At 48.1% G+C, this 14,226-nt stretch carries 13 protein-coding genes; 2 read left to right on the top strand and 11 right to left on the bottom strand.

Going from position 1 to position 14,226, the window contains the following annotated elements:
• Positions 1–28: 28 nt before the first annotated feature.
• The 7 genes from GQF01_RS22680 to GQF01_RS22650 form a co-directional block, all read right to left on the bottom strand.
• Positions 29–985: a 3'-5' exoribonuclease YhaM family protein gene (locus GQF01_RS22680; RefSeq protein ID WP_161408942.1), complete on the bottom strand. Its 957-nt coding sequence runs from the start codon at positions 983–985 to the stop codon at positions 29–31.
• 324 nt (positions 986–1,309) lie between these two features.
• Complete coding sequence (locus GQF01_RS22675; RefSeq protein ID WP_161408941.1) at positions 1,310–2,104, bottom strand: TatD family hydrolase; 795 nt, start codon at positions 2,102–2,104, stop codon at positions 1,310–1,312.
• Positions 2,097–2,675, bottom strand: coding sequence for an RNA 2'-phosphotransferase (locus tag GQF01_RS22670; RefSeq protein WP_161408940.1), 579 nt, complete (start codon positions 2,673–2,675; stop codon positions 2,097–2,099). Before GQF01_RS22670 ends, GQF01_RS22675 begins: the two co-directional genes overlap by 8 nt.
• A 29-nt stretch (positions 2,676–2,704) precedes the next feature.
• Complete coding sequence (locus GQF01_RS22665; protein ID WP_328803512.1) at positions 2,705–4,000, bottom strand: ATP-binding protein; 1,296 nt, start codon at positions 3,998–4,000, stop codon at positions 2,705–2,707.
• Between the two features lie 14 nt (positions 4,001–4,014).
• Positions 4,015–5,436 carry an RtcB family protein gene (locus GQF01_RS22660; RefSeq protein ID WP_161408938.1) on the bottom strand — a complete coding sequence of 474 codons (1,422 nt, stop codon included), beginning with the start codon at positions 5,434–5,436 and terminating at the stop codon, positions 4,015–4,017.
• A 15-nt stretch (positions 5,437–5,451) separates the two neighbouring features.
• On the bottom strand, positions 5,452–6,279 hold the full coding sequence (locus GQF01_RS22655; RefSeq protein ID WP_161408937.1) for a nucleotidyltransferase domain-containing protein: 828 nt from the start codon (positions 6,277–6,279) through the stop codon (positions 5,452–5,454).
• Between the two features lie 249 nt (positions 6,280–6,528).
• Positions 6,529–7,941 (bottom strand): RtcB family protein, encoded by a 1,413-nt coding sequence (locus tag GQF01_RS22650; protein WP_161409901.1) that lies wholly within the window; start codon positions 7,939–7,941, stop codon positions 6,529–6,531.
• 163 nt (positions 7,942–8,104) lie between these two features.
• Between GQF01_RS22650 and GQF01_RS22645 the strand changes: the two genes are divergently transcribed.
• Positions 8,105–9,430, top strand: coding sequence for a helix-turn-helix transcriptional regulator (locus GQF01_RS22645; protein WP_161408936.1), 1,326 nt, complete (start codon positions 8,105–8,107; stop codon positions 9,428–9,430).
• A 7-nt stretch (positions 9,431–9,437) separates the two neighbouring features.
• Positions 9,438–10,199 carry a WYL domain-containing protein gene (locus GQF01_RS22640; protein WP_235960173.1) on the top strand — a complete coding sequence of 254 codons (762 nt, stop codon included), beginning with the start codon at positions 9,438–9,440 and terminating at the stop codon, positions 10,197–10,199.
• Positions 10,200–10,261: 62 nt separating this feature from the next.
• Here GQF01_RS22640 and GQF01_RS22635 read toward each other — a convergent pair whose 3' ends face one another.
• From GQF01_RS22635 to GQF01_RS22620, 4 genes are read right to left on the bottom strand one after another with little or no spacing between them, the layout of a single operon-like run.
• Positions 10,262–11,041, bottom strand: a complete 780-nt coding sequence (locus GQF01_RS22635; RefSeq protein WP_161408934.1) for an ATP-binding cassette domain-containing protein — start codon at positions 11,039–11,041, stop codon at positions 10,262–10,264.
• Between the two features lie 20 nt (positions 11,042–11,061).
• Positions 11,062–11,844 (bottom strand): aliphatic sulfonate ABC transporter permease SsuC, encoded by a 783-nt coding sequence (gene ssuC / locus GQF01_RS22630; RefSeq protein ID WP_328803511.1) that lies wholly within the window; start codon positions 11,842–11,844, stop codon positions 11,062–11,064.
• Entirely contained in the window at positions 11,813–12,997 is a 1,185-nt protein-coding gene (gene ssuD, locus GQF01_RS22625; protein ID WP_161408933.1) for an FMNH2-dependent alkanesulfonate monooxygenase, read from the bottom strand. The genes ssuC and ssuD overlap by 32 nt, the downstream gene beginning before the upstream one ends.
• A gap of 43 nt (positions 12,998–13,040) precedes the next feature.
• The gene (locus GQF01_RS22620; protein WP_161408932.1) at positions 13,041–14,042 is read right to left on the bottom strand and encodes a sulfonate ABC transporter substrate-binding protein; all 1,002 of its coding nucleotides are present in this window, start codon (positions 14,040–14,042) and stop codon (positions 13,041–13,043) included.
• Positions 14,043–14,226: the final 184 nt, after the last annotated feature.

The raw sequence follows: 14,226 nt of genomic DNA, 5'->3' as shown, positions 1-14,226 counted from the left end.
GGGCTTCAATAGCTCTGACGGTTTTTCTTTATAAATTTAAACGATACATCGCCTTATTCTCTAACCCGCGAATCATAGGCGTCCAAGCGTCCGTCTCCGGAGTCACTTGCAAAGTATCCTCGACCATCTGCAGCTTCGCATCCATCGAATCGATGTAATGCAAGGCTACAGCCTCAGGAATTTGCGGCAGCACGGGGCTTCCCCATTCCGGTAAATTATGATGCGACAGCACGATATGCTGCAGACCGACAACCACGTCGGCTTGCAAATCCAAAGCATGGTGCAATGCCGCCTCCGTAATCCAATTCGACGCCATCGAAATATGACCGAGCAGCTTGCCTTGCACGCTGTACTCCGTCACGATGCCCAGCTGCGCAATCATTTCCTCGGGCTTCGCGATATCATGCAAAATGATGCCTGCTTTGATTAGATCCGGATTAAGAAACGGGCGCTGTTTACATATGAACTCGCCAATTTCCAGCATCCGTACAATGTGATAGGCTAACCCTGCGAAATAGGCATGATGGTGCGTTTTGGCAGCCGGATAATGATTAAGCTTCTCCCCAACCTTCGCCACGCAAAAAGAAACAATCGCTTTAATGTTTGGATGCTCAATGCTTTCCAAAACGCCATTTATGGTATGAATAAGATCAGCAGGACTAATAGGAGCCGATCGGATGAACTCCGTCATTTGTACGCCATCTTCTGGTAGTACCTTGCGTATTCTAGCAATCTTCACTTGCAATCTATCGCGATAGGTCTGAACGACCCCTTGAACCTTCACCAATGTCATCGGGAAAAATGTTTCCTTATCAGCGGCGCTGACGTCCCACATTTTTGCTGAAATCTGCCCACTTGCATCGCACAGCACGATATCCATGAAATCCTTAGCAGGCGTTGTGTTCGTTTGCTTGACTTCTAGTTCTTTAATGAGATAAAAACCAACAAATTCTTCTGGTGCTTGAAGCTGCTTAATTAATGTCATTTTAATTCCTCCACATGTCATTAGGAACTATTATACTATGAAAATGACAAAATGGCTGAATTCATTCATAGATTCGACTCTTTTCTCTCAAAACCTGCTGCATTCAAGTGGCTGCCGGGACACCTTCGAGGAACTACGGTCCGCTATTCCAACGAAACCAGCCCCTTTCCGCTTCCAAGCGGAACTACAGGGCCTTATTCGCCCGCCAAACCCCGTTTTCTCTCAGAAAACGGATAAATAACGGACCACAGTTCCCTCTGTTCGCGAGAATCCCGCATTTCAAACAAATAACGCCCTGTAGTTCCCTTACGCCCACCCGAGACACTAAAGCAGTCCAAAAAACGCCTTCGCCGTACTCGTTGTCGCTTCCGCAACCTCCTTCACCGTGATACCCAAACAAGTAGCAACGGTTGCTGCGACATGAGGAAGAAACTTCGGCTCATTCCGACCATCTCTCGGCTTATCGGGCAAATCACGAGGCGTCAGGAAAGGAGCATCCGTTTCCAGCATCAGACGATCCAAGGGTATCCGCTTCACCAGCTCGCGCAGATGCTTGCCTCTACGTTCATCGCAAATCCAACCGGTGATCCCAATATGCATGCCCAGTTGCAGATAGGTTTCAAGTTCCTGGGATGATCCCGTGAAGCAATGGACAACGGCTTTATAATTTCCTTTGCTTAAGTAAGGCTTCAAAATACGCACGAAATCGTGATGTGCCTCTCGCTCGTGCAGAAAGAGAGGTTTTTCCAGCTCACAGGCAAGCTGGATCTGTTCCTCGAACCATTTGCGCTGGATATCACGTGGCGAGAAATCGCGGTTGTAATCCAAGCCACACTCTCCAATTGCAACAACCTGCGGTATCGCTGCTAATCGTCGCAATGTATCCCGCGTTCGTGATGTGCAATTCCGCGCATCATGCGGATGGATGCCTGCTGTCGTGAACAGCTGTCCGGGGAATTTCGCCGCATATCGCATGGCCGAATCGCTATTCCGCTCGCTTGTGCCAGTGAGAATCAGAGGTGACACACCTGCCTCAAGCGCTTTTGTGACTACCTCATCACGGTCGCCCTCAAATGATCGATGCATCAAATTAACTCCGATGTCAATAAGCTTATTCACTCCGACCACTCTCCCTCTCTATACTCAAAATACTGCAAAACTCCGCAGGAACGGCGTCCGCAAGCCAAACTTCATTTCCTGCATAATAGAACTTGATCCCCGCACGGCTAGCTTTCACTGTATCGATGTTTAAAATGACAAGTTCCCCTCTACGCTTACCAGCCAACGTCGCAAAATGCAGCCCTTCAGACAAATGTACATATTGACGCTGCATAGGGCGCAAACCTTGCTCCAATATCATCAGCGCAGCTTGCGCATTCGTACCATGATAAAGCACCATAGGAGGCACGTCGGCAGGATAGCTGACTTTGTCATGGCTATGTCCATACCTTGCTCTGATGCGACCACCAATGATCTCAAAACGTTGCTTTTCACAACGCTCGACCACTTCCTCCAAATCAGGCAAACTAAGTTCCGACCACCCTGACTGACCACGAATTACTTGCAATAAATCAGCAACCTCGCAAGAACCATCAACAGAATCAAGCAGCAGACCGAATTTTAACGGAGCATGCCGCAATATTTTACTCATCAACTTACTTAACTTTGTTTGTACATGTGTACTAACCATTTCGAATCACATCCTCCTATCTATGCTCACTAACCAATCATAAATCCAACTCGAACCCCCGAGTCCTCTTTCAGCCAAGACATCGATTGCCCCTTTTGCAAATCTGATCTCATTGCCTTCACCAGCTTTTCAATATCCACATGCTGCTCGTAATGCCATTGAAGCGCTGCGGCTGTGTACAATTCATTTAGCTGGGCAAAAGTAAAACCTTCCGTTTGCATCGCGGTTACCTTCAGTACATCATCGGTCAACAGCTTGCCAATCCCCTTTTGCTCCAAATAGAGTTGCCTTAGCGTCACATCAGGAAGCTTAATTTCATAAGCACGGTCAAAACGCCCTGCGCGGTTCATCAGTGCCGGATCAATTTGTTCGGGATAATTAGTCGTACCAATGAGAAAGATACCCTCTTTCGATGTTGCGCCGTCCAAAATGTTCAAAAAATAAGATCTAGCCCGCTGAGGCATCGCATCGATATCTTCAATCACAAGAATCATTGGCGCTAGATTCGCTGCTGCTTGAAATACCTCTTGGATAGAATCGCTGCACGTATTCTCTGTGATTTGCCAATAGGCAACAGGGGCTTGCACACTGCCTGCGATGGATTTCACCAGTGTTGTTTTCCCGTTCCCTGGTTTGCCATAGAGCAGTATGCCTCTTTTATAGGGAAGCTGATATTCCTTAAAAAAGGTTCGATCCTCATCAAAAAACTGATCAATGGACCTAAAGATATCTCGCTTCACTTCAACTTTCATAATGACATCGGTACGGTCGACCATGCGTGTTATAGGTGCCAGTTCTTTTTCCATGCCGTGGGGGCCATCTGTAAAAATCGTCACTTGCCGCCGATCCAAGTCTCTCCTGCGCTGCCGCGACTGTTCCAGAAACCGCTGAAGACTGGCGTCATCCACAGCAAAAACAAAATCCTCAGCACCAATCCCATGCATCCGAAAAATAGGAACCCTAGCTAGCGCAATTCCCCAATCCGGATAGGCAAAGACGTTATTGCGCAAGGTCGGAAATGTGTGGTAAGACGAAGCTTCACTATCTCCTTGCATGCCAAATGCACGCGACTCCATATGATCGAAAATTTTCGTAACATGCTGAACATAAGGACTTCCCGTTTTGACATCCTGTTCCAATAACTCCCAATACTCTTCTTTCCCGTCATCACTTACATAAGGTTCATAATCCTTGCCATATAAATCGCTCAGCACACTCTGAATGCTCCTCAGCACATAAGCATAATCCCCATATGCCGTGAGCGGGCTGCCTTCAGCACCATTCGGAACAGATACGGCAGCCGTAGTTACTTCTCTTAGTTTCACCTTGTAATCCCTCTTCATTTGACACCTTTTACTGTCGCCATGGGCTTGCACTTTGCTACAACCTGAGCCAAATCCGCTCCGACGACACTCTCTATAATTTGATCGACATCTTTGTAAGCTTGAGGTGATTCATCAAGAATCGCCTCTAATGACTTTTGATTCACAACGATTTCATCCATGGTCCCGACACGCATGGAGGCGGCAAATTCGCTTAGCGTAATCAGCCTTTTCGTTGCACTTCGCGAGCGGATGCGGCCTGCACCATGGCAGATGGAGTGAAAGTTGGCTTTGCCGCCTGGCGCTCCAACCATGATATAGGAAGCCGTTCCCATTGAACCTGGAATCAGCGCAGGGTGCCCCGTGTGCATATAAGGCTGCGGATTATCCGGGTGCCCTGCGGGAAGTGAGCGCGTCGCTCCCTTGCGATGTACAAAGTAGGAATCGCCCTCATGTTTCTCCTCCCAGGCGTAGTTGTGCATGAGATCATACAAGGTCGTCATTTCAAACTTTGACCCGAAAACATCTTTACCAGCCTCACGAATCGCATAAGCGATGAGATGGCGATTCACAACGGCATAATTCAGCGCTGAGTACATCAAGTTAACGTAGGTTTGGGCTGCCGAATGCTCGAGCGGAGCAAAAAGCAGCTTCGGATCTGCGGTTCCCAATCCCAGCGTCCGCATGACTTTCACCATGTCGCTGCTGCTTACTTGGCTGACGGAGCCGCCCCAAGCGCGCGATCCGGAATGGATCATAACAACGACTTGGCCGTCAAACAGGCCCCATGCTTCCGCCACTTCGCGGTTCTCTTCAGCGATCTCAATTGCTTGTATTTCGGCGAAATGGTTCCCATTGCCCAGCGTTCCAAGCTGTCGGTGTGAACGATGCCAGACGGCATTCGGGAAGCGATTCAACACATTTTCATCCAATGAAAATTTGCTGCACTCGACATGTGTAAGGGAGGTCGCTTTCTTAGGCGTATAGCCATCCGGGATGTATTTTTTCGGCAAGCCGTGCAGACCTTTGGTCACAACATGCTCCAAACGGACATCGGAGAATTGACCACGCGCGTGATCCTCCACAGGCAAATATTTCTCAATGGTCTTCACGAGTTTGCGGCGCAGCTTCACATCTTTGAGCTCATCCTTATGCAGATTCGTCAGATGCACTCTCATGCCGCAGCCGATATCACTGCCAACGATCGATGGCGACACATAACCATCGTGAGTCTGCCACGCAGCCGTTGTCCCGATACATGTACCTACACCTACATGCACATCTGGCGTATAGCTCATAAACTTTTGATTCGGGATCTGCAAATTGTTGTTAGCCATCTGAAAAATTTGATAATCTAACGTTTTAAACAGCTCAGGCGCTGCATAAACATGGACAACCCCCGAAGGGAGCTGAACGTGTTGAACATAATTTTCTTTCATTCGATTTTATCCTCTCTATGAACCCCAAACCTCCTTCAGTGCATCTCGGAACAAACCATCTAAAGCTTGATCCTGCTTTTCTCCAGAGTCTGAAATGTGTTTGGCGGTTTCTTCAAAATAAGCGATTTGCCGCTCTAAAAAGTCGTTGATCACCGATATTTTCGGCTCTAAGTCGAATTCGACGCCAGCCTTTTTGCGAGTCAACAAGGTATATACTTCTTCTTTTAATGTCGAGGCTGGAAGCATTTGCTCCACGAGCTCTTCAAATTCCATCGGCGGCATCGTGCCGTACTTCCCAATCCATCCGCATGCGAGTATGGGCCGCAGCACATAGAAATATTTTTTGATTTTAACAAGATCGCCTTGCAAATACTCCCGGAAATTTCCTTTCGCCATACGCAAGTAGTGATACATAGTCGATCGTGGGGAAAAAGTCAGCGGAGAGAGCTGACGGATCTTCTCTGTCACGCTGAACGACTCCAGATATGGAATCGGCGATTGAAGCCATTCGAGCAGAGGCGGGTTCGATTTGCGAAACAAATTCAACGCCTTCTTCAAATCCCAACCGTTGATGTCAAGAAGATCGCTGATTGGGCGCTCGATCACATCCCGTTTCTCAAAGATTGACAAGTACCATTCCACTGGTCTTACATAGATGAACCTCACATCATAATCACTATCCTTGGACGGGAATCCCCACGCCCTGCTGCCAGATTCACAGGCATATAAGATCCGAACGCCTTCCTCTTGTTCAATTTGTTTAAGCTCTGCGTGTATTTTGCTAACATCCAACGTCACTGGGCTCACCCTTTCTTCTTCAAAATGCGCATACAAAAAAGCCATAGACCAACAGCGTCTACGGCTTTTCATGTCAAATTTAAACGAAGCCACTCCACAGAGGACTTACGTATTCGTCACAAACCCGGCTGAGACCGAAGGTAATCTGCTTAATTCTATTGTCACGTTACGGATAGAAATTTGATTGCGAATCATATCGTCGGCCTCCTTTCCATTCATTTACAAACATCATACGAGCGAAAGCTGCATCACGTCAATCACCCTGCGGCGGAAAAAATCGTTATACTGATTTGTCTAAACCCCTTTGATCCCAACCATAGGCTTACACGTTGCCACCACATCCGCAAGGGAAGCGCCAACCACACTGTCAATGATCTGATCCACATCCTTATAGGCTTGCGGACACTCATCCAGAATCGTTTGCAGGGAACGATGGTTCACTAGTATTTCTTCCTCTGTACCCACTTTGAGTGATTGTGCGAATTCATCGACTGTGACCAGCTCTTTCGTTGCTCTTCGTGATCTCGCTCGACCAGCGCCATGGCAGATAGAATAAAAGTTCTTAAGCCCTTCCTCCCGCCCCACCATGATAAAAGAGGAGGTCCCCATCGAGCCTGGAATCAAGGCCGGATGACCGGTTGCTTTGTATGCCGCTGTATTTAGGTAATGCCCCGCTGGCAGCGCCCTTGTTGCTCCCTTGCGGTGAACAAGCATCGGCTGATTGCGATGAAATTCCTTAAGCGCATAGTTATGCATGAGATCATAGAGTACAGGCAGCTCTTCCTTTTCGCCAAAAACCTCCCTGAACGCTTCACGCACGCCGAACGCAATCATATGCCGGTTGCTAACCGCAAAATTCAAGGCAGAATACATTAGATTTAAGTAAGTCTGGCCTTCAACGCTCGAGATTGGGGCATATAGGAGATTCCGATCAGGGTTTTCAATCCCCCAGCTTTGCATCGCTTCTCTGAAAACTTTGGTAAACTCTTGGCCTAGTCTAGCCCCCCATGCACGAGAACCGGAGTGGATCATGACGACCACTTGACCATCGAATAATCCCCACTGTGCTGCCAACTGTTGGTGCTTTTCCGCTATCTCCAAGTATTGGATCTCAATAAAATGATTCCCTCCACCTAGCGTCCCTAGCTGGCCATGCGCATATTTCCCTATTTTTTCAGGTAATCTTTCAAGGTACGTATGGTCGAATTGGAACGTAGATTCCTCGACGTGCGTCATCCACCGTTCACTCGGGATATACGATTCAGGTAGTCCTTTCAGTCCATGTTTCACAACTTCCATAATGTCAATGTCCGCATAATTCGTGTTCGCGCGCTCATTGGTTGGCACATACTTCTCAATAGCTTTGATCAATTCCCGGCGCACACCTTTGTCTTGGATGTCTTTTTTGTGCAGAGACGTTGTATGAACGCGCATCCCGCAGCCGATGTCCACACCCACAATGGAGGGGGAAACGAAGCCGTCTTTTAGACCCCAAACAGCTGTTGTTCCGATGCAAGTTCCAATCCCCACGTGGGCATCCGGCGTGTAGCTCATATGCAAATTGCGGGGAATCCGCAGATTGTTGTCCGCCATTTCATAGACGCGATTCTCAAAAGATTGGAACACCTCGTTGTTAGCAAAAACGTGAAGGCGGCCATGAGCCAGCTCCATTTCATAATGATTGTTGCCGTGGTGATTCATTTTCATTTCCATATCGGTTCTCCTCCGTTTGTCTTCTGCACCTATCATCGCTTATTTAGGATGAGGCGAACACGGCGAAAGTATGACGACAACCGAAAAGTTTTCCATTTTCTCCTAATCGCAGCCCTGCTACAATAAGATCAGGTTAGAGGAAGAGCGAGGGGATTGTGTGGCTAGAGAAAGCTTTGATAAAGAAATCCAATTTCTGAGAATGTTCGTGCTGACAAGCGGAGCGTATAGCCGGCAGCAATTTGCGGAGAGACTCGGCATTTCGGTACATACTTTTGATAAAACATTACGCCGGTTAAAAGAAATCATCTCTGGCGTGTACCAACAAGCACCGGATGCGCAGCGCAAAGAATTCGCCGATATGATGCGCTACAGTTATTTCGATTCAACAGACCCTATGCTGCTGTTCTTATTTCGGGCCAAATCGCTGAAAGAGTCGGAAAGCCAGCGGATCGCTGCACTGCTAGCGGCTTTGAATGAGCAGCCTTTGACCGCTATTGAATTGCTTGAAGCTTGCAGTAAAGGCATCCCCAGCGAGGCGGCTCTTCCGGATGAGAAAACGATTCGAAACGATCTGAAATATCTGGAGGAAGTCGGCGTCATTACGAAAACCTCGGTGTCACGCCCCTATCGGTACCGTATGCATAATGCGTTCATAGACGAGCTTTCGCAGGATGAGCTTATTGATCTCTATGATTTTATAGATGTGATGGCCAATACTCAGGTCCCTTCGGTGCAAGGCTATTTACTGCGAGACGGGCTTAAAAAGCATATGAATCGGAGCTCAGCCGAACTAATGGCTGCAGAGCCATTTCTGTATAAATATCAGTATTACTCCCGGATTTTGGACGAAGCCCATTTGTCCGGATTGTTATCAGCGATCACTCAGCGCCGCAAGGTCCAATTTCTTTATTTTTCACCCAAAAATGGCCAATCTTACGCTTCAAAAAATACGAATCCCTTATTCGAACGGGAAATGGAAGGACAGCTGCAGAAGGCGCTGCCGCTGCAAATCGTATACGATCACCAGTATGGGCGATGGTATTTGCTTGCCCACGATTCGCGGCATGGCATCCGGAAATTCCGGGTCGAAGGGATGACACAGATTGAGCCTGACGAGCTGGTGGATGCCTCATTTTTCAATGAAAGAAAGTTGGATTTAGAGGAGCGAATCAAGCTAAGCTGGGTCATAGACACAGGGAGGGCTGTAACGGTAAAAGTGTGCTTCTACAACCCGGGCCGATCAGGACCGAATTTCATCAAAGAGCGCGTACTTCTTCAAGGACAATGGGGAGAAATCACGGAGGAGTTGGAAGATTCGTTCGTATACGAGATCACCGTCAATGGGACTACGGAAATTAAGCCTTGGATTCGAAGTTTCGGCTCGAGCTGTGAAGTGCTAGAACCTAGCGAATTCCGGCGGGAGATGATTGAGGAGTGGAAGGAGCTATCAGGCTATTATGAACCTGTTCGAGAAAATATTTAACTATACTATGATTACGAGATTAGAAAACTCAGGAACGTTCATGGTGACTTCTGTAGAGCGGTCATGGCTGAAAACGATGTTGAGTCACAGCGCTGCCTTGCATGCCTTCACACCTGCTGCGCTGGAGAAGCTTCAGAGGGTTCTGGATGTTGAACCTGCCTTGGATTTGTCTGAAGCGTTCACGGAGAAAGCGCGAAGTAAAGAAAAACACGTGTTTCATCCGCAGCTGCGCACCCTCCGCCGAGTGATTACACGACAAGGTGCTATCAGGCTTACTTATCGGGTGAAGGATGAGCGTACTTTTACCAATGAAATGGCTTTTCCGTACAAACTCGAATATTCGCAGGTCAAAAAAGATTGGTACTTGCTCTGGTATCATCTTAGACACCGGACAATGATGAGCTCAAAGCTGGACAACATTGAAGCCATTCATGATCTGCCATTCTCCCCCGAGCGGGCTGCCGAAGTACACGTACAAATTGAAAAGCTGCTGCACAAACGTCACATCCATGCAAGCATCACCGTCATCAAATCATACAATCGGGAATTGTCACGGATTCTTTATGCGTTTTCTTGCTTCGAGAAACAGGTCGACTATGACGACAAAGAGGGTACGTACACCATTCGGCTAACATATCTAAACAATGAAGCCGAATATGTACTAAGCAAGCTGCGTTTCCTCGGCAAACGGGTGCGCGTCACGCAAGGCGAGTATTTGCAAAAGAGGATGCTGGAGTCCGCTCAGAGGGCTTTGGCTAGATATGAGTAGACTAATTGGAAAAACCACTCTGAAGGCAGCCGCCTTGGAGTGGTTTTTTTAACAATACACCCCTAAATGGAAAAGGCGTATTTATTGTTTGCTGCTACATCTGTCAAACCAGGATGTTGTTCTTTCACCAAAATACGATCCAGAATCAACTGCTCGAAATAGGCGAAACCGCTGTCCCGAACGCGAGGGCGCGGAAGAGTAATTTTCACATCTAAGGCAATCCTGCCTTCTTCGATTAGAATCACGCGGTCCGCAAGTTGAACCGCTTCTGAAACATCATGCGTGACCAGCAAAGCCGTGAACCTCTGATGGAACCAGAGGCGTTCTATCAGCTGCTGCATTTCAATGCGTGTCAATGCATCCAAAGCGCCAAGCGGTTCATCCAGCAGAAGCAGTCGAGGCTGCCCGGCCAAAGCACGAGCCAGAGCAACGCGTTGACGCTGCCCGCCTGACAAGACGCCGGGCCATTCATTGCTTCTGTCCGCAAGCCCCACCTGTGCAAGAACTTGCTCCGCCCTCGCGCGCGAGCCATCTCGCACACCGACCTGAACATTCGCCAGCACACGGTTCCATGGAAGTAATCGGGCATCCTGGAATAACACGCGTGTATCCGAGTTGATGCCCTTCACTTGCTGGCCATCCACCTCGATCTGTCCACTTGATGGTTTATCAAGTCCAGCAATTAAACGCAAAAGCGTGCTTTTGCCGCAACCACTGCGCCCAACAATCGCAATAAACTCACCTGGTTCTGCATCTAGCTCGATTTCATGCAGCACATGCTTTTGGCCAAACTGCTTCGCCGCCTGCTTCACCTGCAATCGAATGCCTTTCGTGTCAGCCATCACGCTCACTCTCCTCTACGCTAAGATTTCAAGAAATTCGGATGCCACTGAAGCCAAGCGCGCTCCAGCAGTTTCGCCATATAGTCGGATATTTTGCCCAGCAATGCGTAAACCAGAATACTCAGAATAACGACATCCATCTGCAGAAACTCTCTGGCGTTCATCGCCATGTAACCTATCCCCGAGCTGGATGATATCGTTTCTGCAACGATCAAAGTTATCCACATGATACCTAAAGAGAAGCGAACACCGACCAATATAGAGGGCAGTGCACCGGGAACGATGACTTTACGAAACAGATGAAAATGACGAAGTCCATAAACACGGCCCATCTCAATTAACCCGGGATCGACCGAACGTATCCCGTGAAACGTATTTAAATAAATCGGGAAAAAGACACCTAACGCAACCAGAAAGAGCTTGCCTTCTTCCCCGATGCCAAACCAGAGAATAACCAAAGGAATCATGGCGAGATGCGGGATATTACGCAGCATTTGTACCGACGTATCTGTAATCTTTTCAAGAATGGGAATAAGTCCGTTAATTAAGCCAAGCGCAAAACCTATACTGCCTCCTATAGCAAAGCCGATAAAAGCTCGTTTGGAGCTGGCACCGATATAGTCAAATAAGGTTCCTTTCTGCGCCAAATGAACACCCGCTGCAAAAACTGCCGCAGGTGTAGAAAGAATGCGAGTGGATATCACCCCAAATTGTCCCAATAGCTGCCATAGTACGATAAGCACTATCGGAAGTACCCAAGGGAGCAGTTGTTTACCCAGAGACTTTGACAGGTTGGTTTTCACTATGCTGAACCCCCTTCGTCGGCTTTGGCAATTCCGTATTGGCAATTAGCTCTCCGAACGGGCTTACGTAGTTGGCAGTTTCGTTCGCTCGAGTCACACCTTTCTTCAGAGGCAGATGCGGGAAAAGCAGTTCCGCTGTCCGATAAGCCTCTTCCAAGTGTGGATAACCCGAGAAAATGAAAGTCTCAATACCTAGCTCAGCATACTCCTTCATTCGCGCAGCAACAGCTTCAGGACTACCCACTAAAGCCGTTCCTGCACCACCCCTCACAAGTCCAATGCCTGCCCATAAATTGGGGCTAATCTCCAGCTTCGTGCGGTCGCCCTTATGCAGTTCAGCCATACGGCGCTGACCTTCCGAGTCCATGCGTGCAAATATTTTCTGCGCCGCAGCGATAGTTTCGTCATCCAGATGCGAAATCAAGCGATTGGCATCCGCCCATGCTTCCTCATCTGTTTCGCGTACGATAACATGCAGTCGTATGCCGAACTTCACTGTTCGGCCTCGCTTGGCAGCAGCTTCACGAACGGTTTTGATTTTCTCCGCTACTTGAGCAGGAGGCTCCCCCCACGTTAAGTAAACATCAACATGATCCGCAGCTACCTCAATCCCAGCCGGCGAGGAACCTCCGAAATAAAGCGGCGGGTACGGTGCTTGAATCGGTGGATAGACGATCTTTCCGCCTTTTACTTTCAAGTGTTCCCCTTCGAAATCAACCTGCTCACCTGCAAGCTCCTTCCGCCAAATATGGAGGAATTCATCTGTCAAATCATATCTGGCATCATGATCAAGGAATAGACCATCTGCCTCAAGCTCCTGGGAGTCTCCTCCGGTTACAACATTGATCAATAGACGGCCATCGGAGAGGCGGTCGAAGGTGGAAGCCATTCTGGCTGAAAGGGTTGGCGACATCAAGCCCGGTCTAACGGCGACTAGGAATTTAAGCTTCTCTGTTGCTGGAATCAAGGATGAGGCAACAACCCATGCATCCTCGCACGATCTTCCAGTTGGCAACAGAACACCGCCATAACCCAGCCTATCCGCTGCTTGCGCAATTTGCTTCATATAGCCATAATCGACTGCGCGTGCCCCTTTTGTTGTTCCAATGTATCTGCTGTCCCCGTGTGTCGGAATGAACCAGAATACTTCCATCTCCATCGTCTCCCTTTATTCGTTATTAGTTGTTAGCACGAAGCTATTTCGTAGCCGGCAATACGGCATCTTTCACATTAATCTCTTTCGGGATAAGGCCTAATTTGAAAAAGCTGTCAGCTATTTTTTGCTGTTCACTAAGCAGAGCATCATCAATCGGTTGAATGCCGTATGTCCTGCGTTTCGCTGCACGTTCCAGGGATGGAACATCAATCCCCAGCTGCGGCGATAAGGTTTCGGACAGCTCTTTCGGATGATCCTTGGACCAAGTATCAACTTTCGCCAACTGCTCCAAGAGCGTTTTTACCGTCTCAGGATTGCTTTGTGCATAGGACCGGGTAGCCAGATAAAACTCATGATTCGCAACGGTATCTTTGCCATCAGCCAAAATCTTGGCCTTCGCCGAAGTCTCAGCCGCTGAGAAGAATGGATCCCAGATCACCCAAGCGTCTACACTGCCTTTCTCAAAAGCCGCTCTGGCATCTGCCGGAGGGAGGAACACAACTTGAATATCTTCATATTTCAATCCAGCCTTTTCAAGCTGCTTCACTAATAAATAGTGAACGTTCGAGCCTTTGTTCAGGGCAACCTTCTTCCCTTTTAGCTCAGCAACGGATTTAATCTCCGACTTCTCCGGGATGAGGATCGCTTCACTGGCTGGGCTTGCCGGCTCATGTCCTAAGTAAACGAGCGGTGTACCAGCAGCTTGCGCAAAAATCGGCGGCGCTTCTCCCGTATGCCCCACATCGATACTCCCAACGTTCATGGCTTCCAGTAGTTGAGGACCACCGGGGAACTCTGTCCATTGGATCGTGATGCCTTTTTCTTTTAACACTTTATCGAGCTCCCCATTTGCTTTCAGGAAGTTCACCGTACCATATTTCTGATAGCCAATTCGAAGTGTAGTGCTCTTCTCTGTTTTGGCTGTCGCCGGCACCTTCGTATCCGTTGAACCACTCACCGCTGTAGAAGTCGATCCGCAGCCGCTTAACGTTGTAACGAGAAACGCGGATAAAATAAATGAAACGATTAAACTTTTTTTCATAAGAGATCCTCCCTTTTCTATCTAGCGCACTGAAACCATACAAAAAAGAGACACAGCTCTCCCGTAATGGAAGTTAAGCATGTGTCTCCGGTGATCCGGTCGATACATAATTATTCTGATCAATTTACTTGGTTTTAATTTACCAACATTACAGTCATTCGTCAATACTTTTTTTGGTAAAAAA

This window comes from Paenibacillus silvestris (genome assembly GCF_009882985.1).
Lineage (GTDB): Bacteria > Bacillota > Bacilli > Paenibacillales > NBRC-103111 > Paenibacillus_E > Paenibacillus_E silvestris.
This window is presented reverse-complemented; position numbering and strand designations above follow the sequence as displayed.

Coding starts and splice junctions, on each gene's coding strand:
- GQF01_RS22680 (WP_161408942.1), bottom strand. CDS start 985: ATGACATTAATTAAGCAGCTTCAAGCACCAGAAGAATTTGTTGGTTTT.
- GQF01_RS22670 (WP_161408940.1), bottom strand. CDS start 2,675: ATGGTTAGTACACATGTACAAACAAAGTTAAGTAAGTTGATGAGTAAA.
- GQF01_RS22660 (WP_161408938.1), bottom strand. CDS start 5,436: ATGAAAGAAAATTATGTTCAACACGTTCAGCTCCCTTCGGGGGTTGTC.
- GQF01_RS22655 (WP_161408937.1), bottom strand. CDS start 6,279: ATGGCTTTTTTGTATGCGCATTTTGAAGAAGAAAGGGTGAGCCCAGTG.
- GQF01_RS22650 (WP_161409901.1), bottom strand. CDS start 7,941: ATGAAAATGAATCACCACGGCAACAATCATTATGAAATGGAGCTGGCT.
- GQF01_RS22640 (WP_235960173.1), top strand. CDS start 9,438: ATGATTACGAGATTAGAAAACTCAGGAACGTTCATGGTGACTTCTGTA.
- GQF01_RS22635 (WP_161408934.1), bottom strand. CDS start 11,041: ATGGCTGACACGAAAGGCATTCGATTGCAGGTGAAGCAGGCGGCGAAG.
- ssuD (WP_161408933.1), bottom strand. CDS start 12,997: ATGGAAGTATTCTGGTTCATTCCGACACACGGGGACAGCAGATACATT.
- GQF01_RS22620 (WP_161408932.1), bottom strand. CDS start 14,042: ATGAAAAAAAGTTTAATCGTTTCATTTATTTTATCCGCGTTTCTCGTT.